Raw genomic sequence first — 21325 nt, 5'->3', positions numbered from 1 at the left:
GGTTCCATCCTTTTATTTAATCCTGGGCGGGCAGCAGATAATCCTGCAAGCGCGCGCGTAAATCATCGGGCAGAGGCAGGGCGCGCATCGTGTCCAGCGACACTGTCACGATGGTCAGCCGGGCGCTCAAGCGCGTCTGACCATCCGGCCCCTCGAAGCGTACCTGCGCCTGAAACGACGCGCCGCCAATACGCCGCAGCTCCAGCACCTGCCTCAAACGGTCATTCCAGCGGCTAGGCAGATTGAAATCGCATTGCAAAGCGGCCGTCGGCGTACCGATGCGGCGCTCCAGATGCAGGGTGGCGAAAGACAGCCCCAGGCCTTTTTCAAACCACTCCTCGACAAAATCATTGATCATCTCGAAATAGCGCGGGTAAAAGACGATGCCGGCCGGATCGCAATGCCGGAAACGCACTTCCACCTCGCTGACGAAAGGCCCGGCCATCAGCGGCCTCCCGTCGCCAGCTGACGCAAAACGAAACGCTGCAACTTGCCCGTTTCGGTGCGCGGCAACACGGCCACGAACCGGACCACCCGCGGGTATTTGTAGGGCGCGATGCTTTCCTTGACGTAGTTTTGCAGGGCCCGCGCCAGCTGCGGCGTGCCGTCAAAACCGGGTTTGAGCACCACATAAGCCGCCACCACCTGGCCTCGCTCATCATCCGGCATGGCCACGACACCACATTCGGCCACCGCCTCGTGGCGCAGCATCGCATCCTCGACTTCCGGGCCGGCGATGTTGTAACCGGCCGAGATGATCATGTCATCATTGCGCGCCTGGTAATACAAATAGCCATCGTCGTCCTGCACAAAAGTGTCACCGGGAAGGTTCCAACCCTGCTGAACAAAGCGCTCCTGGCGCGGATCGGCCAGATAACGGCAACCCGTCGGGCCCTTGACGGCCAGCCGTCCCGGCGTACCGTTGGGCACCGGTTTCATATCGTCGTCGACCACCTGGGCAACATAACCCGGCACGACCTGGCCAATGGCGCCGCGGCGCACGCTTTCGGGAGCGCTCGACACAAAGACATGGATCATTTCCGTGCCGCCGATGCCGTCGATCATTTCAATACCGGTCGCTTGCTTCCAGAGCTGGCGGGTGGCGTCCGGCAAGGCCTCGCCCGCCGAAACGCTTTTTTTCAGGCTGCCCAGACGGAACTTCTCCACCAGCGGCGCCATCTGCCGGTAAAACGTCGGCGCGGTGAACACGATGGTGGCCTGAAAATCCTCGATCAGCTGCAAGAGAGATTCCGGCGAGAGCTTCTCGGCCAGCACCGTGCTGGCGCCGACCCGCAAAGGAAAGCACAAAAGGCCGCCCAAGCCAAACGTGAAAGCCAGCGGCGGGGTGCCGCAGAACACATCATCCGGCCCGGGCTTGATCACATGACGAGGAAAGAGATCGCACATGGCCAGCACGTCGCGATGGAAGTGCATACACCCCTTGGGCGCACCCGTTGTGCCGCTGGTGAAGGCAATCAGGCAGACGTCGTCGGCCGCCGTATCGCATGCTAGGAAGTGATCCGGTTTGGCCGCCGCCAGGCTATCTAACGAGCCCGGCGCATCCTCATTGAACAGCACGATCTGCTCCAGCTTGGGGCAATAATATTCGCTGTCCGGGTTCTGGCACTCGAGCGCCTCATCCTTGAGCCGCACATCGCACAACATGGCCTGCACCTCGGCCTTGTCTATGATCTGCTTGAGCTCTTTGGCGCGCAGCAAAGGCATGGTCGGCACCGTCACCATGCCGGCCTTGATGGCGCCCAGCCAAGCCGCCGCCATCATAGGATTATTGGGACCGCGCAGCACGATGCGATTGCCCGGCACGAGTTTCATATCCTCTTGCAATACGCGGCCGATGCGGTTGCTAAGCGCCTGCAATTCGGCATAGCTCATGGCTGCCGGCGCCCCGTCCTGATACCAGCGCAGCGCGACGCGCCCGCCCTGTCCCTGGCGCACCATCGCATCGACCAGTTCGACGGCGCAATTCAGGCGCGCCGGATAGGCGGTATCCGGGCCGTCCAGCAACAGCTCGGGCCATTGCTCGGACGGCGGCAGATTATCTCGGGCGAAAGTGTCCTTGTGCGCTGATACTTGCATGTTTTCCCCTGTCGCTATAAGTATCGGAAACGCCGGAATCAGTGCTTCAACAATTCCCTGGCGATGATTAATTTCTGCACTTCGGTGGCGCCCTCATAAATACGCAGCGCCCTGATTTCCCGGTACAGCTTTTCTATCGGCTGGCCACTCATCACGCCTGCGCCGCCAAACATCTGCAAGGCACGGTCAATGACTTGCTGCGCGGATTCGGTCGCGGCCATCTTGGCCATCGCCGCCTCGCGCGTCGTGCGCGCCCCCTTCACATCCCGCAGCCATGCGGCGCGGTAGGTCAAGAGCGCCGAACTATCGATGGCGCAGGCCATGTCGCCCAGCGCCGCCTGCGTCAGCTGCAGATCGGCCAAGGTCTGACCAAACATGCGCCGGCTGCGGGCGCGGCCCAGGCCCTCATCAAGCGCACGACGGGCAAAACCCAGCGCGGCGGCCGCGACCGAGGCGCGGAAAATATCCAGCGTCATCATGGCCAGCTTGAAACCCTGGCCTGGCTCGCCCAGGCGCTGCGTGGCCGGGATACGGCAGTTGTCGAATTGCAGCGTTGCCAAGGGATGGGGCGCGATCAGGTCGATGCGCCCGGAAATCGTCAGGCCAGGCGTATCGGCATCCACCACAAAGGCGCTGATGCCACGCGCGCCCGGCGCCTCGCCCGTTCGGGCGAACACGCAATAGAAGTCCGCGATACCGCCATTGGAAATCCAGGTTTTCTCGCCATCGAGCACATAGCTGTCGCCGTCCAGCCGGGCGGCGCAGCACATGGCCGCTACATCCGAGCCGGCATCGATCTCGGATAGCGCGAAGGCTGCAATCGCCTTACCGCTGGCCACGCGGGGCAGATAATGCGCCCGCAAGGCGTCGGAACCCATGAGCGAAATCGCCCCGCTGCCCAGACCCTGCATCGCCAACGCGAAATCGGCCAGGCCCTCATGACGGGCCAGTGTCTCGCGCAAAACACAGATGGCCCGCGAGTCGATCTGCGGCCGCTTGCCGCCCCAGGCCGCAGGCACGCAGTAGCGCAGCCATCCCGCCTCACCTAAGGCAGCCACCCATTGCCGGCAGGCGGCATCGGTATCGTGATGAGCCATGCCCGGCAGCGCCTGCTCGCACCAGGCGTCCAGCTCGTGAGCCAGCTCGCCATGCCAGGATTCAAAGAAAGGCCAGTCGAGCCAGGAAGCATCGCGCATGGCTCAGTCCCCCTCGAAAACGGGTTTGCGCTTGGCGACAAAAGCCTCGTAGGCGCGGCGGAAATCCTGTGTCTGCATGCAGATGGCCTGGGCCTGGGCTTCGGCCTCGATGGCCTCGTCCAAGCCCATATTCCATTCCTGATGCAGCAGTTTCTTGGTGACGCCGTGAGCGAACGTCGGGCCCGCTGCCAGTTGCGCGGCCAATTCCGCGGCTGCGCCCGCCAGCTCGGCCTGCTCATGAAGGCGATTGAAAAATCCCCAGGCCTGCCCCTCTTCGGCGCTCATCGAGCGCCCGGTATACAGCAGCTCGGAAGCCCGTCCCTGCCCGATGACACGCGGCAGCAAGGTGCAAGCGCCCATATCCGCACCGGCCAGACCCACACGTGTGAACAGAAAGGCCGTGCGCGCCTCGGGCGTGCCCAGTCGCAAATCGGCAGCCAGGGCCATCATGGCGCCAGCGCCGGCGCACACGCCATCCACGGCGGCCACGATGGGCTGTGGGCAGGCCCGCATGGCCTTGACCAGATCGCCGGTCATCCGCGTGAAGTCCAGCAACTCCGGCATGGTCATTTTTGTCAGCGGCCCGATGATCTCGTGCACATCCCCGCCCGAGCAAAAATTGCCCCCCGCGCCAGTGAGCACCACCACTTTGATATCGGTGGCATAGACCAGGCCGCGAAACAGATCGCGTAATTCGGCATAGGAGTCGAAGGTCAGCGGATTTTTGCGCTCTGGCCGGTTAAGAGTGATGGTCGCCACCTTGCCCTCTGTTTCCCACCGGAAATGACGCGGCTGATAACCCGCCCAAGGCTGCTTGTGGTGCTTCATGCTGTGCGCTTCGGTACTCATGCTGTCTCCTTGTTTTTCACGCGGCGGCTTCACCGCCATCGACCGCGATGGCCTGGCCATTGATCGCGGCGCTGGCGGGCAGGGCCAGCCAGGCCACGGTGTCGGCGACTTCGGCGGCCGACACCAAGCGGCCTTGAGGATTGCGCTCGGCCAGACGCGCGCGGGCAGCAGCCTCATCCATGCCGGTTTTCTTCATGATGTTGTCCACCGCTTCGCGCACGATGTCGGTCTCGGTATAGCCCGGGCACACCGTATTGACCGTCACGCCTTTGCGGGCGACCTCCTGCGCCAGCGCCCGCGTCATCCCCACCACGCCATGCTTGGCCGCGCAGTAAGCGACAACGTAGGCGTAGCCGATCAGGCCAGCAGTGCTGGCCACATTGATGACGCGGCCCCAACCGCCTTGCAACATGTCGGGCAGCGCCGCCTGCGTGCAATGAAACGCGCCATTCAGGTTGACCTGGACCATCTGTTCCCAAAGCTCGGCCGAGGTGCGGTCAAAGCGCTCGCTCACCGCCTGCCCTGCGTTGTTGACCAAAATGTGGATCGCGCCATAAAGCGTGCGTGCTGATGCGAAGGCGCGCTCGACCTCGCCGGCCTGCGCAATATCGCCAGCCACGGCCGCAACCCTAAAACCTTCGGCGGCAAGGCCGGCGCGCGCCGTTTCCAAGGCCTGCGCATTGCGGCCCATCAAGGTGACGGCCGCGCCGCGCTGCGCCAAGGCCCGGGCAATGGCCAAACCAATGCCGCGCGCCCCGCCGGTCACGAGCGCATGACGCCCCTGAAGTTCTGAATACATCGTCATTTACTCTCCGCCGCACTGGCGGCGCGTTCAAAATTGGTTTCTAACTGGCGTTTGCCCGCGACATATTGATCGGGCCAGGCGATATCGCGATACCCGACGCGGGCCGTCTCGCGCAGCGTCCAGGCCGCATCGGCCAGATGCGGGCGCGCCAATGCGCACAGATCGGCACGCCCGGAGGCGATGATGGCATTGGCATGATCCGCCTCGAAAATAGCGCCCACGGCAATCGTCGGGATACCTGCCTCATTACGCACACGGTCGGCGAAAGGCGTCTGATACATGCGGCCATAGACCGGCTTTTGCTCCGGACTCACCTGACCCGACGAGCAATCAATCATATCGGCGCCAGCGTCCTTGAAGCAGCGGGCGATCTCGACCGCCGCATCGGCATCAATACCGCCCTCGACCCAGTCATGAGCCGAAATACGTACCGATATGGGCCTGTCCTCTCCCCAGGCCTCTCGCACCGCCCGGAACACTTCCAGGGGATAGCGCAGCCGGTTTTCCAGGCTGCCGCCGTATTCGTCGCTGCGCTGGTTGGTCAGCGGCGAAATGAAACTGGACAGCAGATAGCCGTGAGCGCAGTGCAGCTCCAGCCAGTCAAAGCCGGCCTGGGCCGCCCGCGCGGCCGACTGCGCGAAAGCATCGCGCACCGCATCCATATCGGCCCGTGTCATGGCGCGAGGCAGTTGCGACACCCCGGGCAGATAAGGCAGCGCCGATGCGGAAATCAGCGGCCAGTTGCCCGCTTCCAAGGGATGATCGATGTGCTGCCAGCCTAACTGCGTCGAGCCTTTGCGGCCAGCATGCCCCAACTGGACACCGATGCGGGCGTGGCTGTTGGCATGCACGAAATCAACGATGCGGGCGAAGGCCCGGGCCTGCTCGTCATTCCAGAGCCCAGGGCAGCCCGGGGTGATGCGCGCATCCGGCGAGGGGCAGGTCATTTCAACCATGACCAGGCCTGCGCCCCCCAGGGCGCGCGCGCCCAGATGCACCAGATGAAACTCGCCCGGCACGCCATCCTGGCAGGAGTACATCGCCATCGGCGACACCACAATACGATTGGGCAGGGTTACCGAACGCACCCGGTAAGGCGTGAGCATGGGCGGTGGCGGGCGCGCATCATCGCGCACCGTCAGGCCGCTCTGAGCCGCCAGCCAGCGCTCATAGCCCTGCAACCACTGCGCATCGCGCAGGCGCAGGTTCTCGTGCGAGATGCGCTGCGACCTCGTCAGCAAGGAATAGGCGAATTGCTCCGGCGGCAACTCGGCATAGCGCTCGACGTTCTCGAACCATTCGGTGGAATTGCGCGCCGCATTCTGAATCTTGAGCACTTCGACACTGCGCACCGCCTCATAATGACGCAAGGCAGCCGGCAGATCCGCCGTCGAGCCATCGACACAGCGGGCCAGCTCAATAGCGTCCTCGAGCGCCAGCTTGGTGCCGGACCCGATGGAAAAGTGCGCCGTGTGGGCGGCATCCCCCATCAACACGACCGGCACGTCGCGCAGGCCACGCGGCGTTTCCAGCGTATTCCAGTGCACCCAGCTATTGCAGATAACGCGCGGAAAGCGAATCCAGATGGCCGAGCCCCGCAGATGCGCCGCATTGCTCATAAGCGGATGGCCATCCAGCCAGGGCGCGAACAGCTTTTCGCAATAGGCGATACCTTCTTCCTGACTCATTGCCTCGATGCCAGCGGCCCGCCAGGTTTCCTCTGGCGTCTCGACGATAAAGGTCGACAGGCCATCCTCGAAGCGATAGGCATGCGCCTGGAACCAGCCATGCTCCGTCTGAACGAAGGCGAAGGTGAAGGCATCGAAGACCTTGCGCGTGCCCAGCCAGACAAAGCGGCAGCGGCGCTGGTCGATGTCGGGCTGAAACGTGGAGGCGTAACGGCTGCGCACCACGCTATTGAGGCCATCGGAAGCGATGACGAGATCCGCGTCATAGCGGCGCGCCAGCTCCTGGTCATCCTGGACATAGGTTTCAAACACCAGCTTGACACCCACTTCTTCGCAACGGGCCTGCAAAATATTCAGCAGATGCTTGCGGCCGATGCCAATGAAGCCATGCCCCCCGCTGCGCACGCTGCGGCCTTTGAAATGTATGTCGATGTCATCCCAATGGTTGAAGGCGTCGCCAATGGTTTTGGCTGACACCGGGTCCGCCAGGCGCAGGTTGTCCATCGTGGCGTCGGAGAACACCACTCCCCAGCCAAAGGTGTCATAGGGCCGGTTGCGCTCCACCACCGTCACTTCATTTTCAGGATGGCGCAGCTTCATCAAGAGGCCGAAATACAGGCCGGCGGGACCACCGCCTATGCACACGATCTTCATTGCCTTACTCCCCAGCCCACCGCGCCTTAGCGCGTGCAGATTTAGACCTTAATAGTTTAGGCTTGAAATATATACCGCAAATGGGGAGGCGCGCCAATGGGGAAAGTCCCCGGAAGCGCAAATCAGGAAAGCCGCGTTTCAGCGGCCCGTGGCGGGTAAGCCGACGCGGTCGCGGCCTTCGTGCTTGGCCAGATAAAGGGCCTGATCAGCCCGGTTCAAGGCATCGGAGAGCGTTGCGCCCATCTGATGGTCAGCCATGCCGACACTGGCCGTCAGCCGTAGCGTCTCGCCCGCCACGTCGATCGCCAGTCCGCGCACCGCGCCGACCACACGGTCCATGACCCCTTGTCCGGTCTCCAGATCGGTGTCGGGCAGGACGAGCAAAAATTCCTCGCCGCCCCAACGGCCGCACAGATCGCCCGCGCGCATACTGCGTTGCAGCAAGGCGGCCAGTTCAACCAGAACGCGGTCGCCGGCCTCGTGCCCATAGCGGTCATTGACGGCTTTGAAATGGTCAACATCGAGCATGGCCAGCACAAAGGGCCGCTTATTGGCGTCAGAACGCCTGACCTCCATCCGGATGATGTCCATCAGGGCACGCCGGTTGAGCAGGCCGGTCAGGGGGTCGCGCCGTGAGGTTTCCTCTAGGGTGCGGTTCAGATCGCGCATCATGCTCTGATAATGATCAGAAATGCGGGCGATGCGCGCCAGTCGCCGCAACTGGCGGTCAAAACGCTCGTACAACCCCTGTTCACGCTGCAACGCCATCGTCTGATAAGCATCGGAAATCTGCGTGACACGCTCGATGCGGACCATCTGCTCCTGCGTCTGCCGCCAGAGCCTATCCAGAGCATCCCGCAAAGGATGCCCTGCATAGGCCGGGTCTGCCAGCAAATCGGCGATACGCTGGTCCAGGTCAGACTTGATGGCACTCATTCCCGGCCGACGACAGAAAAGGGGAAGGTGCAATCTTCCTTGAATTCTTGGGCCAGCTCACCCACGCGTTCGTTGCGCATATCGTAAAACCAGGTCACGGCCACAGCGCGGCCACCTTGACGCGCCGCCTCCAGCAAATCGAAGATATCCATCATCGCTTTGATGCTGCTGGTGTTCAGATAAAACAGCTCAAGTTCCAGGCGCAAAGGCGCGTCGCCCTGAGCCAAATAATTCTCCACCCACTCGATTACAGGTCCAAACAACTCGAAAGAATTCTCCGGGTAGGAGTCTCCTGTCATGGATAGCACACCGTTTTGGCTATCTGTGCGTATACCAGGCGTGGATTGCGTCCCGGGAATATCAAGTTCACTACTCATCGATCGCTCCAAAATTCCAAACGAGGCGAGGGGTCAGATTTCCACACTGAGACTGAAAAAATCCCAGCCAGCCGAGGCGCTAGGACTCAAGCTTGCCCTCAGTGGAGCGCCCGCGCGCCGCGCGATGTCTATCAGGCCCAGGCCCGCGCCCGTGGCAGCCCCCGGATCACGCGGCTTGTGCAGTTGCTCTTTGTAGGCCGCCTTCAAAGAGGCCTTGTCCAGCGCAGCCAGCGCCTGAATCCGCTCTACGAGCTGACGGCCATCTTCCGTTCTTACCCGATTGCCCGCCGACACTTCATAGCGGTTATCGCCACTGCGCCCGATCACGACGGTCGCATGCGCCTCCACGTCGCCGTTGGCGGCAGCGTACTGACGGATGTTCTGCACCATCTCGATATAGGCGGAGAACACGTCCATCGCCTCGGCGGGGCGCGCCTGCTCCGCCGTAAGATAGTTCTTGAGCGCATTCCCGATTTCTTCGATCAAACTGCGCGAAATCGGGCCATTGAAACACAGCAAGACGCGATTCTGGTTGAATCGCTCTCCCAGTGCGTAAAGATCAGCAGCATTCATGCAGCACCCCTGGAAAAATCGTTAATCGAAGCGGAACGCCAGCAAGGTGATGTCGTCACGCTGCGGCAAACCTCCCTGGTATTCAGCAAGCGCCTGAGCAAAAGCCTGCGCCTGCTCATGCATGGGTCGCCGCGCATGCCGCTTGAGCATGGAAGCGAAACGCGTGTTGCCAAAGCCGAAACCAAACTCGCCCCCGGCCTGGTCCAGAAAACCGTCGGTCGCCAGGTAGTAAGTCCAGCCGGACTCCAAGGGCAGCACGATGTTTTCGTATTCGCCCTGACGCTTATCGCAAAGGGCCCGGCGCGCGCCCGGCACTTCGCGCGCCTCGTCACCGTTGCTGGCATAGAGAGAGATTTTTGCGCCCACATAGATGAGCCGCGAATTATCGCGGTCTATATAGACCAGCCCTGCATCAATATTGGTGGCAAGGGCGTGGGGCAATTGCGCATCCGCGAGCATGGCGCGGATAGCGCTATCGGTGCGCCGCAAAATGCCCCCCGGATCGCGCGCGCCGACCTCGCTCACCGCCAGATCGATCGCCGCCCGCGCCAGCATGGTCATCAAGGCGCCGGGCACGCCATGACCCGCGCAATCCATGATGCCCAGCAAACAGTTTCCGCCATCCGAACGGAATACATAAAAGTCTCCGCCGACCACATCGCGCGGTTTCCACAGCACAAAGTGATGGGCGCCCAAAGACTGCGTCATCTGCCGATCGGGCAGGATGGCGCGCTGAATGAGGCTGGCATAGTCGATCGAATCATCGATTTTCTTGCGGGCGGCGGCCATCTCGCGGTTGGCCGACTCCCGTTCGGAAGTCCGCTCGCGCACCTTGGTTTCCAGCTCGTCCGTGTGTTTGCGCACCATATCGGCCATAACGCCGAAGGCACGGCTCAAATCACCGATTTCGTCTTGGCCGCCCGACGGCAGGCGCACGTCATAGCTGCCATCGGCAATCGCGCGGGCAGATTGCTGCAAGCGACGCAGGGGCCGCAGCATCAGACGCTCGATCGCAAACCCGAAACAGAGCACCAGCGCCACGAACAACAGCACCAGGCCTATCATGCCCGGCCACAGCCAGGCCGGGTCCACCACCCGAGCCGCGCCAAAGTCCACCAGCGTCACCAAGTGCCAGTGCAACTCCGGCATATAGGCCACGGCAACCAGCTGCCGCGCACCATCGATCTCAGCCCAGCTCATGGCTACCGACTGCGGGTCCGCTTTGGCCTGCTCCATGGCCTGGAGCAGATTCTGCCTGCCCTCTCCGGCGTCGAGCAGGCTGACCGCGAGCCCACGCTCCTGAGCCTGGCCCGCCGCACCAGAGTTATAGGCAATGCGAGACTCGTCGCGGTAAGCCTGTATGGCGCCCTGTTCGTCAACAATGAGCGCGCGCACTCCTGCACGGTCGCTGTTGACGAATTCACGTACAAACTCTCCCACGTCCAGCCCAGCGCCGCTCAGGCCCAGCACTTGGTCGCCATCACGGATCTGGACATTGATCCAGACCTTGGTGGTCTTGAGCTTGAGGTCGGGATTGACGTTGATGTTGTAGGGATCGGGGGATAGCAGCGAGGCGTAGAACCAGGCATCATCCGGAGCGCTGCGGCTCAGGGTGTAGCGCGCTTCCTGAGACTGGCTAGCGGGATCATTGAAGTAATAATGGCCGCTGTCCGCGCTGGCGATGAAATAGGTCTGCCCCATGAACTCGCGCCGATAGCCTTCGGCTTCGCGGAAAAACAGATCGCGCGCGGCAGGATCATTTTCGTTGCGCAACCAGCGCCGCGTCACTTCGCTATTGGCCAGGCGCACGGACAGCGCCATCTCGCGCGACACCGGGGCCAGGATGCGCTGGCGGCTCAGCTGCGTGAAATTTTCGGCAAAGGCCCGGCCGAAATGATCCCGCACGCCATCAAACACCAACATGGTAATCAGAATGGCGGGGGCCAGCATCACCAAACATGCCAGCAACAACGCCATAAAGGATTTCTTGCGCAAACCCCACTTCGCCATACAAATCTTCCCCTGCGCCCGGACGGTCTGGTGAGGCCAACCAGCCTGTTCCCCATTCGCGTTTGCGTTCGCGCCGCAGGATCGTCCGCGATGCGAAAGCATCGCTAGTGTAGATGCCCATCACAGGGATGGAAACATGCGAATACATTAGCTATCGACTATGTCGGCTTATTTCGCAATAGCGATATAGTCTTCGTAATTTATTACTTTAAATATCCAATAAAGTCCAATTATCGCATCAAGGCCGCTGAGCAGCAGGGTAGCCCAGCGGCGGCCTTGCCATGTCCAGGCTCACACGCCCAGGTAGCGCTCCCAGAGCGCACGGTCGGCATCGAGCGCCGCCGAGTCCCCAGTCCAAACCACCTTGCCACGTTCGAGGATGACGTGAAGGTCGGCCAGCGCCAGCAGGCGCTCCACATATTTGTCGATGACCAGAATCGTTTGCCCCGCAGCGCGCAGGCGCGCCAGGCACTGCCAGATTTCTTCGCGGATTTTGGGCGCCAGACCCTCTGTCGCCTCATCCAGAATCAGCAAACGCGGATTGGTCACCAAGGCGCGGCCGATGGCCAGCATCTGCTGCTCACCCCCCGACAACTGATTGCCCATATTGGACGCACGCTCGCCCAAACGCGGAAACAACTCGAATACCCGCTCGGGCGTCCAGACCTGGCCAATATCCGGATTGCGTCGGGCGACAAAAGCCGTCAAATGTTCCCGCACCGTCAAGTTGGGAAAGCACTGCCGGCCTTCGGGCACTAAGGCCAAACCGGCGCGCGCGATACGGTCCGGACTCCAGCCGCCGACCGGTTTTCCAGCGAACTCGATCACGCCAGCGCGCAGCGGCAACTGGCCAAACAGGGTGCGCAGCAGCGTCGTCTTGCCCATGCCGTTGCGCCCGAGCAGGGTCACCACCTGGCCCGCGCCAATCTCCAGATCCACGCCAAACAAAACCTGACTCGCGCCGTAGCCGCTGACGGCTCCCTTGATGCTCAGCATGTCTTTTCCTCGGCGTGCTCGCCGTCTTCGCCCAGATAGGCCTGGCGCACATCAGGATTGGCTCGGATCTCATCCGGGGTGCCGGTGGCGATCACCCGTCCGTAGACCAGCACGGAAATGCGATCGGCGAGACGGAACACGGCCTGCATGTCGTGTTCCACCAGCAGCATGGCCGCACGGCCTCGCAGGGACTCGATCAGCTCCGTCAGGCGCAGGGTTTCATCAGGCCCCATGCCTGCCATGGGCTCATCGAGCAGAAGCACGCTGGGACGCGCGGCAAGCGCCAGCGCGAACTCTAGTTTGCGCTGCTCGCCATGGGGCAGAGTTCCCGCCGGACGATCCAAGAGACTGGCCTCGATGGCGCACTGGCTGGCCAGCGCGCGCGCGGCATCGCGCAGGCCCGTCTCGGCCGAGCGCGGCCGCCAAAAACGGAAACTGCTGCCGGCATGGGCTTGCACCGCCAACAGCAGGTTATCCATCACGCTGAAACCGCGAAAGATATTGGTGATCTGGTAAGAACGCGACAAGCCGTTGGCGACCCGTTCATGCGCTGACATCCGCGACACATCGGTATCGCCCACCATAAGGCTGCCGGCGTCAGCAGCCAGCGTGCCAGACAGCAGATGGATAAGCGTGGACTTACCCGCGCCATTCGGGCCAATCAAGGCATGGATTTCGCCAGGCTCCAGCGTCAGGCTGACCTGGTCAGTGGCCAGCAGCGCCCCGAAACGGCGAACCAGGCCCGTGGCGCGCAGCGCCGGTGAGGTTTGCGTCATGATTGGGCCTTCGAGGATGCGCTGCCAAACCATGGGGACACCAGGCCGGCCAGACCGCGCGGCGCGCCGAACACCAGGGCCAGCAGCAACAGGCCCAGCGGCAGATGCCAATACTCCGTCCATTGACGCAGCAATTCTTCCAGCAACAGCATCACTGACGCGCCGACGACGCCGCCATAACGCAGCCCGATGCCGCCGACCAGCACCATGATGAGCAGATTGGCGGACTGGGTCCAGTGCATGAGACTGGGCGAGATAAAAAGATTGTGATTGGCCAGCAGCGCACCGGCCAGACCCGCTGCCGCACCGCTCAGGACGAACGCAGTCAGTTTGATGCGATAGACCGGATAGCCCAGCGCCTCCATGCGCGACTCGTTCTCGCGCACGCCCTGCAAGGCCTCGCCGTAACGCGAGGCCACCAGGCGGTTGAATACGTACATGACCACCACGAATACCGCCAGGACCACGTAATAGAAGGTCACGTCATTGCCGAGATCCAGCCCTGGCAAGGTCGAATAGCCGGGCAGATTCAGCCCGTCTTCGCCGCCATACTGGCGCAGCGAGATAAAGATGAAATACACCATCTGGGCAAAAGCCAGCGTGATCATGATGAAGTACACGCCTCGCGTGCGCAGCGAGATCGCGCCTATCACCCAGGCCAGAACGCCCGCCAGCAACACGGCCGCAGGCCAGACCGCCAAGACCGATGTGACGCCCCCCGAAGCCAGAATCCCCACGGTATAAGCGCCCGCGCCGAAAAAGGCCGCGTGACCTAAAGCCACCATGCCGCCATAGCCCAGCACCAGATTCAGGCTGGTCGCGGCCAAGGCATAGATCAGCACACGCCGGACAAAGGAAATATAAAAATCGAGCCCCATTGCCGGCGCAAACAGCGGAAACAGCACCAGCGCGACGAGCAGCAGCAACGTCCAAATCAAGGATTTACGCATCGTCAGCTCAACCCCGCGCCGGGAACAGGCCGGAAGGACGGAACACCAGCACCGCCGCCATCAGCACATAGATCAGAATCGCCGCCAGCGTGGGACCGACGCTGGAAGCCACGGCTGGCGAAAACACCTGGCGCAGCAGCATGGGCAGAAAAGCCCAGCCCGCCGTATCGACCATGCCCACCAGCAAGGCGCCGACAAAAGCGCCGCGTATGGAACCGATACCGCCGATGACAATGCAGACCAGGACCAGAATCAGGATTTCCTCGCCCATGCCGATCTGCACAGCGGTGATCGGCCCGAGCAAAGCGCCGGCGACGGCGGCCAACACCGCGCCCAACACAAAGACGCCGAGGAAGAGCAAAGGCACACGCACGCCCATGAGCGTGGCCATCTGACGATTGGACGCCCCTGCCCGCACCAGCACCCCCGCCCGGGTCCGCGTGACGAACCAGTACAAGCCGGCCGCCACCGCCAGGCCGACGATGATGATCATCAATCGATAGGCGGGATATAACAGCTCTGGCAGCAGGCGCACCGGCCCGGACAGCGCCGCCGGCATATTCAGCATGACCGGAGCCGGACCCCAAATCATTTTGACCAGATCATTAGCGATCAGGATGATGGCGTAGGTGCCCAGCACCTGCGCCAGATGGTCGCGCAGCGCCAGACGCCGCATGACCGTCAGTTCGAGCACCGCGCCGACCACGCCCGTAGCGACGGCGGCGACCAGCACCGCAGCTACGAAAGAGCCTGTGCGCTGCATGGTCTCGGCGGCTACATAGGCCCCCGCCATATAGAGCGACCCGTGAGCCAGATTCATGACATCCATGATCCCGAACACCAGCGTCAGCCCTGCCGCGATCAAAAACAACATCAACCCGAACTGGAGTCCATTGAGCAACTGCTCAATAACCAGCGTAAACGTCATGAAGCATTCCCCGTGTGCCGCAGGCGGCTGTTGCGCCGCCCGCGTGCCTGCCCGCAATAGGCTTACAGCTTGCAGTCGCCGACGTAGACGTCCTGATATTTGTCAAAGACCTGGCCGACCAGCTTGTTGGTGATGCGGCCATTACCGTCTTTGTCCACTACACGAACGTAGTACGACTGGATGGGATAGTGGTTCTTACCGTAGGTGAACGGCCCCCGCACCGACGGGAAGTCGGCTTTTTGCAGGGCCGCGACCACGGCCTGGCGGTCGGCAGCCTTGCCTTGGGTCTGTTTGACCGCGGCATCGATGGCCATGATGACGTCATAAGCCTGGGCGGCATAGACCGAGGGGTAGCGGCCGTTGTATTCCTTGCGGAAGGCCTCGACGAACTGCTTGTTCTGCGGATTGTCGAGGTCATGCGCCCATTGCGCGGTGTTGTACATGCCCAGCATGGGCTCGCCCACCGCCTGGATCACGTCTTCATCGCCCGAAAAGCCAGGGCCGATCAGCGCAATGTCTTTGGACAGGCCAGACGACACAAACTGTTTGACAAAGTTGATGCCCATCCCGCCCGGCAGGAAGATGTACACCGCATCGGGTTTGGCTGCGCGGATCTGCGCGATCTCGGCCGCGTAATCGAGCTGACCCAACTTGGTATAGATTTCTTCGCTCACAGGGGACTTGTAGCCGCGCTTGAAGCCGGTCAGGCCATCTTTGCCGGCCGGGTAGTCCGGCGCCATGATGAAGACTTTCTTGTAGCCGCGATCAGCGGCCACCTTGCCCGCTGCCTCGTGGAAAGCATCGTTCTGATACGAGAGGCCGAACCAGTAAGGGTTGCACTGCGAACCGGCGAACTGGCTGGGGCCGGGGTTGTTCGACAGATAGGGCACCTTGGCGGCAAACAGCGCCGGGCCCACGGCCAGCGCCACATTGGAACCGATCGGGCCGGTAAAGAAATCGATTTTTTCGCGCTGCAAATAGCGGGTGACGAGCTGACGGGCCTGATCCGGGTTGCCTGCCATATCCGTCTGCAGAAACTCGGCGGGCTGTCCGCCCAGCTTGCCGCCCAACTGCTTGATGGCCAGATTAAAGCCGTCGCGCGCTTCGGCGCCCAAGGCAGAGAAAGGTCCGGAAATATCGTTGGCGATGCCAACCTTGATGGTGTTGGCCGAAGCCATGGCAGGCATCAAGATGGCGGCAGCCAGAAGGGACGGAAGAAAACGCATGGTGGAACTCCTTACGCTGTCGCGCGGCAGAGGTATTGTTTTTCGGCGTTCTGTTGTTGCTGGCAGGTCGATGCAATCAGCTGCTTTGCGCTGCGATCCCACGCTGGCGCGCTCCGGTCCGGATAAGAAACTGGCATCCGGCATAGTTTAGGTTTAAAGTATTCGCTAAAACAAGTCTAGGGTTTGCCCCAGGCTATGATCAGAAAAACATCGATACCATGCCCTATCGCCACCGACTGGATTACGCCCCGCAAGGCGCACGCGCGACAGTACCCGACATCCCGGGCTTACTCAAGCCATCCCTACCAAGCCAGGCTTGCCACCTCTCAAAACCTTCCCGAAACCGCCATGACCGACATGCCTGATCTGGAAAGCCGCGCCGCGCCGGAAGACCACCACGCCCTGCGGCTGTGGCTGCGCATGCTGACCTGCTGCAACCTGATCGAGTCCGAAATCCGCAGCCGACTGCGCACCGAATTCGACACCACCCTGCCCCGCTTCGACCTGATGGCGCAGTTGCAGCGTGCGCCCAAAGGCATGAAGATGGGCGAGCTGTCGCGCCATATGATGGTCACCAACGGCAACATCACCGGCATCACCGACCAGCTCGAAAAGGAAGGCCTGGTAATCCGTACCAAGGTCGAATCCGACCGCCGCAGCTCCGTGCTCAAACTCACTCCGCAAGGGAAAAAGAGCTTCTCGCGCATGGCGCGCGCGCACGAGTCCTGGGTCAAATCGATGTTCAGCGATCTGCCCGAGTCCAGCCGCAACACCCTCTATAAAGCCCTGGGCGAACTCAAGCTCGGTGTGGTGGCCCGACAGCGCCAGGACTAGCCAGGCTACCGGGGCATGTGCCGCCAAGAAAGCGCATAATTATCGGCATGATTCCGGTATCCCTTCCTGGCGGTAATTTTTACGTGACCATGGCGCTGTCGCTGGTCTGCCTGGCGACCCTGCTGACCTGGGCGGCCAGCCTGGCGCGCAGCCGTGACGCGCGCTGGTGGCTGAGCGACCATCGCAAACTGGACTCCGTGCTGATGGCCATGCTGGCCGTGGGCGGCGCCGTCTTTCCTTATCAGCAGCTTAGCCACTGGCTGGACAGCCAAAGGCTGGCGCGCGCCGACGCGGCATTGCGCACCGTGCTGGCCCAAGCCCGCAATCTGGCCGGTGTCGCCATGCCGGCGGGCACCGAGCTGCGGCTGCGCAAGCAAGATGACCCGGAAAGCTTCGAAGAAGCCCGCTTCCCGGTTCCCACCCCGGTAGCCGGCGTCAAAGCAGAACGGCTGCTGCGCCATTTCGACGCCGCCGGCACCTCTGCCTCCTGGTCGCTGGCGCTGGCGGGCAACGAAACCATCGCCGGCTGGCTATGCAGCCGGGGGCATAAGGCCGAGTTTCGGCTACGAGGCAGCCAACCCGAGTTTTCAAGCTGTCACCTGGCCAGCGGCAACCGCATCGAGGAACAAAATCTGCCCGCCGGCACCTGGCTCACAGCCACCCCGGAAGGCTGGCTGCTGCGCACCGGCGGCAGCGAAAGCTTGCGCGTAGAGGGTCTGGACCTTCTCAAGGCCGACGTACGCCTTGATGGCGGGCACCGACGCACCCACTTTGAAGGCCTGCTGGCGCACGAGTCGGTGCTGGGCGACGTCACCTACCCTGCCGGCACCCGCGTCTCGGCGGCCGGCGCCAAGGTGCCCGGCGCACAGCCCGGCGACCTTCTACTCTCGCCTTCCCGCGGACGCAGCGCCCACCGGGCAGGCGGCAGCGAAATCGCCGCCGGCAAATCGGTACTACAGGCGCCCGACGGCACGGTGCGATCCGTGCTGAGCAACCGCGAGGCCGGCGTGCTGGATGTCGCCAGCGTGCGGCTCGGGCCCTGACACCCCCATACACCCAAGCGGTGGGATAATACCGGTTTGACCGCTGCCCAAACCCGGGCAGCCGCCCAGCCTAGCGAGACCTACCCACATGGCCGTTAATCTCCAGATTCCTTCCGAGTCCGAAATTTTTCCCGTCGCCGGTGTCGAAATCGGTGTAACCGAAGCGGGTATCCGCAAGGCCAACCGCCGCGACCTGACCGTTTTCCGTATCGCGCCGGGCGCCTCGGTGGCGGGCGTATTCACGCGTAACCGCTTTTGCGCCGCGCCGGTTCAGGTCAGCAAAGCGCATCTCGCCCTGGGCGGCCCGATCCGCGCACTGGTCATCAACACGGGTAACGCCAATGCAGGCACGGGAGAGTCCGGCCTGAACATTGCCAAAGACAGCTGCGCCGAATTGGGCAAGCTGCTGGGCGTCCCCGCCGAGCAGGTGCTGCCGTTCTCGACCGGGGTCATCCTCGAGCCGCTGCCCTTGGATCGCCTGGTCGCCGGCCTGCCCAAGGCCATCGCAGCCTTGGGCAATAACGAATGGTTCAATGCCGCGCACGGCATCATGACCACCGACACCCTGCCCAAAATTTATTCACGCCGCGTCGAGATCGGCGGCAAGACCGTCACCCTCACCGGCATCAGCAAGGGCGCGGGCATGATCCGCCCCAATATGGCGACCATGCTGAGTTTTCTTGCCACTGACGCCGGCATCGCCCAGCCCCTGCTCGAAACCCTGGCGCGCGAACTGGCCGACCAATCGTTCAACCGCATCACCATCGACGGCGACACCTCGACCAACGACTCTTTCATCGTCATCGCCACGGGGAAATCGGGCCTGCAGGTCAACAGCGTCAACGACGCCGATTACGCCGCATTGCGCCAGGCCATGGCGGAAGCCTCCGCCGATCTGGCCCAGAAAATCGTCCGCGATGCCGAAGGCGCCACCAAATTCATCACCGTGCGCGTCGAAGAAGCCAGCAACACCGAGGAGGCCCTGAAGGTCGCCTATGCCGTAGCCCATTCGCCCCTGGTCAAGACCGCTTTCTACGCCTCGGACCCCAACCTGGGCCGCATTCTGGCCGCCATCGGCTATGCCGGCATCGATGACCTCGACACCGCCAAACTGCGCTTGTGGCTGAATGACGTGTTGGTCGCCAAGGACGGCGGACGCAACCCCGACTACCGCGAAGAAGACGGCCAACAGGTCATGAAACAGGCCGAAATCCTGGTGCGTATCGCCCTGGGCCGCGGCCAGATCGCTGATACCGTATACACCTGCGACTTCTCGCACGAGTACGTCAGCATCAACGCCGACTACCGCTCCTGATTCGCCCTGACAGAACGGGCCTGCGGCCCGTTCCCCCCTGCGCCGCGTGCTTACCCCTGCGGCGCACGGCCGCCGCCGCATCCTTTGCAAGCTCCTGGCCAGCGCCGGCGTCTTCCACAGACCGCGCCTTTGTTGTGCGTAAGCGATGCCCCTAGGAATTGACGTGACTGCTACTGATCTCACCCAACTGATGGCCCGCGCCGAGCGGGTGCTGGCGCAACTCGAGGCCTGGCTGCCTCCCGCCCCGCCCGATATCGACTGGCAGGCCCACGCCTACCGCTGGCGCAAACGCGGCTCGCGCGGCTGGCTGGACGCCGTACGCCATGTGGCGCGCATCCAGACCGGCGACTTGCAGCACATTGACCGCCAGAAAGACATCATCGACCGCAACACCCGCCAGTTTCTGGAGAAAAAGCCGGCCAATAACGTGCTGATGACCGGCGCGCGCGGCACCGGCAAGAGCTCCCTGGTCAAGGCCATGCTGGCCGCCTACGGCGATCAGGGCCTGCGCCTGATCGAGGTCGATAAAAGCGATCTGGGCGATCTGCCCGAGATCGTCGAGCGGGTTGCCAGCCGTCCCGAACGTTTCATCGTGTTCTGCGATGACCTGTCCTTCGAAGAGGGCGAGGCCGGCTACAAGGCCCTGAAGTCCGTGCTCGACGGTTCGGTCGCCGCAGGGGGCGACAACCTGCTGATCTACGCCACATCCAACCGCCGTCATCTCATGCCGGAATACATGAGCGAGAACCTCCAGGCCAAACATCAGTCCGATGGGGAAATCCATCCTGGCGAAACGGTCGAGGAAAAAATCTCCTTGTCCGAACGCTTCGGCCTGTGGCTGTCGTTCTACCCTTTCAAGCAGGACGACTATCTGGACATCGTCTACCACTGGCTGCGCGAACTCAACTGTCCCGCCGACCAGATCGCAGCCTCGCGCACCGAAGCCCTGCAATGGGCGCTCGAACGCGGCTCGCGTTCGGGCCGGGTGGCCCTCCAATTCGCACGCGACTGGGCAGCTCGCCATGTCTGACAAAATCATCGATGTCGCCGCCGGCCTGATCCTGCGCCCTGATGGGCAACTCCTGCTGGGCCAGCGCCCCGAAGGCAAGCCCTGGTCGGGCTGGTGGGAACTGCCAGGCGGCAAGCTGGAGCCGGGTGAAACCGTGCTCCAGGCACTGGCTCGTGAACTTCAGGAAGAAATCGGCATCACGGTCACCGAGTCACGACGCTGGGTGAGCTATGTTCACGTCTATCCGCACACCACCGTCCGCCTGGCCTTCTGCTTCGTAACGGGCTGGACGGGCGAACCTCGGGGCCTGGAGAACCAGCAGCTAGCCTGGGTCGATCCGCAACAGGCGGCCAAGGTGGGCGAGCTGCTGCCCGCCACGTTGCCGCCCTTGCGCTGGCTGCGCCTTCCCACTGCCTATGGCATTAGCTCGGCAGGCTCGCCCGCTGCACTGCCTGCCTTTCTGACGCGTCTGGAGCAGGCGCTGGCGCAGGGCCTGAAACTGGTGCAATGGCGCGAGCCGGGCTGGCCCGGCGGGCCTGCCGCCCCCGACTTGCACGCCGCGTTTCAGGAAACCCTGAAGCGCTGCCGGCAGGCGGGTGCCCGCCTGCTGGTCAATAGCGTGCATCCCGAAACGTGGTGGCGGCAGGCCGACGGCGTGCATTTGCGCGCCCGCGATGCGGCAACACGCCAAACGCGGCCGGCTCTGGCAGAAGGCCATCTGGTCGGCGTATCCGCCCACACGGCCGCCGAAATCGCCCAGGCCCGCCTGCTTGAGGCCGATTTCGCCGTAATCGGCCCCGTCGCCGCAACGGCCACCCACCCCGGCCAGATTCCGCTAGGCTGGGACGGTTTCGAAGCCGCGAACCGCGACGCGGGCCTGCCCGTCTATGCCTTGGGCGGCCAATCGCCCGCCACGCTGGCACAAGCGCAACAGCACGGGGCGCATGGCATCGCCGCCATACGCGGCTTGCTCGGCTGAAATTGACCAGGACCATAACGCCCAGCGTCTGATTCAACGCCGGGCATCAACTCAGATAGCAGGCATCTAGCTCAAAAAAGCAGC

General features: G+C 62.8%; 20 protein-coding genes. 5 read left to right on the top strand and 15 right to left on the bottom strand.

The features are described 5' to 3' along the window. Positions 1–16: 16 nt before the first annotated feature. From U0029_RS01990 to U0029_RS01920, 15 genes are all read right to left on the bottom strand, one after another. On the bottom strand, positions 17–445 hold the full coding sequence (locus U0029_RS01990) for an acyl-CoA thioesterase (RefSeq protein WP_012418657.1): 429 nt from the start codon (positions 443–445) through the stop codon (positions 17–19). Then, the gene (locus tag U0029_RS01985; protein ID WP_114852193.1) at positions 445–2097 is read right to left on the bottom strand and encodes an AMP-binding protein; all 1653 of its coding nucleotides are present in this window, start codon (positions 2095–2097) and stop codon (positions 445–447) included. Before U0029_RS01985 ends, U0029_RS01990 begins: the two co-directional genes overlap by 1 nt. A 38-nt stretch (positions 2098–2135) precedes the next feature. Continuing rightward, the gene (locus tag U0029_RS01980; protein ID WP_012418659.1) at positions 2136–3293 is read right to left on the bottom strand and encodes an acyl-CoA dehydrogenase family protein; all 1158 of its coding nucleotides are present in this window, start codon (positions 3291–3293) and stop codon (positions 2136–2138) included. 3 nt (positions 3294–3296) lie between these two features. Then, positions 3297–4142, bottom strand: a complete 846-nt coding sequence (locus U0029_RS01975) for an enoyl-CoA hydratase family protein (protein ID WP_012418660.1) — start codon at positions 4140–4142, stop codon at positions 3297–3299. Between the two features lie 16 nt (positions 4143–4158). Further along, a complete protein-coding gene (locus tag U0029_RS01970) occupies positions 4159–4947 on the bottom strand; it encodes an SDR family NAD(P)-dependent oxidoreductase (RefSeq protein ID WP_114852192.1) in 789 nt (262 codons plus the stop codon). Continuing rightward, positions 4944–7289: a bifunctional salicylyl-CoA 5-hydroxylase/oxidoreductase gene (locus U0029_RS01965; protein ID WP_012418662.1), complete on the bottom strand. Its 2346-nt coding sequence runs from the start codon at positions 7287–7289 to the stop codon at positions 4944–4946. Before U0029_RS01965 ends, U0029_RS01970 begins: the two co-directional genes overlap by 4 nt. A 138-nt stretch (positions 7290–7427) precedes the next feature. After that, positions 7428–8225 carry a biofilm regulation diguanylate cyclase SiaD gene (gene siaD / locus U0029_RS01960; protein WP_012418663.1) on the bottom strand — a complete coding sequence of 266 codons (798 nt, stop codon included), beginning with the start codon at positions 8223–8225 and terminating at the stop codon, positions 7428–7430. Continuing rightward, entirely contained in the window at positions 8222–8602 is a 381-nt protein-coding gene (gene siaC, locus U0029_RS01955) for a biofilm regulation phosphoprotein SiaC (protein WP_114852191.1), read from the bottom strand. Before siaC ends, siaD begins: the two co-directional genes overlap by 4 nt. A 33-nt stretch (positions 8603–8635) precedes the next feature. After that, complete coding sequence (gene siaB / locus U0029_RS01950) at positions 8636–9175, bottom strand: biofilm regulation protein kinase SiaB (protein WP_012418665.1); 540 nt, start codon at positions 9173–9175, stop codon at positions 8636–8638. 21 nt (positions 9176–9196) lie between these two features. Then, a complete protein-coding gene (gene siaA, locus U0029_RS01945) occupies positions 9197–11185 on the bottom strand; it encodes a biofilm regulation protein phosphatase SiaA (RefSeq protein ID WP_211308643.1) in 1989 nt (662 codons plus the stop codon). Between the two features lie 291 nt (positions 11186–11476). Beyond that, positions 11477–12181, bottom strand: coding sequence for an ABC transporter ATP-binding protein (locus U0029_RS01940; RefSeq protein WP_012418667.1), 705 nt, complete (start codon positions 12179–12181; stop codon positions 11477–11479). After that, positions 12175–12957 (bottom strand): ABC transporter ATP-binding protein, encoded by a 783-nt coding sequence (locus U0029_RS01935; protein WP_012418668.1) that lies wholly within the window; start codon positions 12955–12957, stop codon positions 12175–12177. Before U0029_RS01935 ends, U0029_RS01940 begins: the two co-directional genes overlap by 7 nt. After that, positions 12954–13907: a branched-chain amino acid ABC transporter permease gene (locus U0029_RS01930; protein ID WP_012418669.1), complete on the bottom strand. Its 954-nt coding sequence runs from the start codon at positions 13905–13907 to the stop codon at positions 12954–12956. Before U0029_RS01930 ends, U0029_RS01935 begins: the two co-directional genes overlap by 4 nt. A gap of 7 nt (positions 13908–13914) precedes the next feature. Further along, a complete protein-coding gene (locus tag U0029_RS01925; RefSeq protein WP_114852190.1) occupies positions 13915–14835 on the bottom strand; it encodes a branched-chain amino acid ABC transporter permease in 921 nt (306 codons plus the stop codon). Between the two features lie 62 nt (positions 14836–14897). Beyond that, on the bottom strand, positions 14898–16061 hold the full coding sequence (locus U0029_RS01920; RefSeq protein WP_012418671.1) for an ABC transporter substrate-binding protein: 1164 nt from the start codon (positions 16059–16061) through the stop codon (positions 14898–14900). A gap of 348 nt (positions 16062–16409) precedes the next feature. On the opposite strand from U0029_RS01920, the gene U0029_RS01915 reads away from it, so the two are divergent. The 5 genes from U0029_RS01915 to U0029_RS01895 all read left to right on the top strand — a co-directional run bounded on the left by U0029_RS01915 (position 16410) and on the right by U0029_RS01895 (position 21241). Beyond that, positions 16410–16895 carry a MarR family winged helix-turn-helix transcriptional regulator gene (locus U0029_RS01915; RefSeq protein ID WP_114852189.1) on the top strand — a complete coding sequence of 162 codons (486 nt, stop codon included), beginning with the start codon at positions 16410–16412 and terminating at the stop codon, positions 16893–16895. A gap of 47 nt (positions 16896–16942) precedes the next feature. Beyond that, the gene (locus U0029_RS01910; RefSeq protein ID WP_114852188.1) at positions 16943–17938 is read left to right on the top strand and encodes a hypothetical protein; all 996 of its coding nucleotides are present in this window, start codon (positions 16943–16945) and stop codon (positions 17936–17938) included. An 88-nt stretch (positions 17939–18026) separates the two neighbouring features. Continuing rightward, positions 18027–19253 carry a bifunctional glutamate N-acetyltransferase/amino-acid acetyltransferase ArgJ gene (gene argJ, locus U0029_RS01905; protein WP_114852187.1) on the top strand — a complete coding sequence of 409 codons (1227 nt, stop codon included), beginning with the start codon at positions 18027–18029 and terminating at the stop codon, positions 19251–19253. A 163-nt stretch (positions 19254–19416) separates the two neighbouring features. Then, positions 19417–20283, top strand: coding sequence for an ATP-binding protein (locus U0029_RS01900; protein ID WP_039051865.1), 867 nt, complete (start codon positions 19417–19419; stop codon positions 20281–20283). After that, the gene (locus U0029_RS01895; RefSeq protein WP_012418676.1) at positions 20276–21241 is read left to right on the top strand and encodes a Nudix family hydrolase; all 966 of its coding nucleotides are present in this window, start codon (positions 20276–20278) and stop codon (positions 21239–21241) included. The genes U0029_RS01900 and U0029_RS01895 overlap by 8 nt, the downstream gene beginning before the upstream one ends. Positions 21242–21325 lie beyond the last annotated feature (84 nt).

The sequence above is a fragment of the Bordetella avium genome, assembly GCF_034424645.1.
Lineage (GTDB): Bacteria > Pseudomonadota > Gammaproteobacteria > Burkholderiales > Burkholderiaceae_B > Bordetella > Bordetella avium.
The sequence above is the reverse complement of the archived record's forward strand: the minus strand, read 5'-3'. Positions and strand labels throughout refer to the sequence as shown.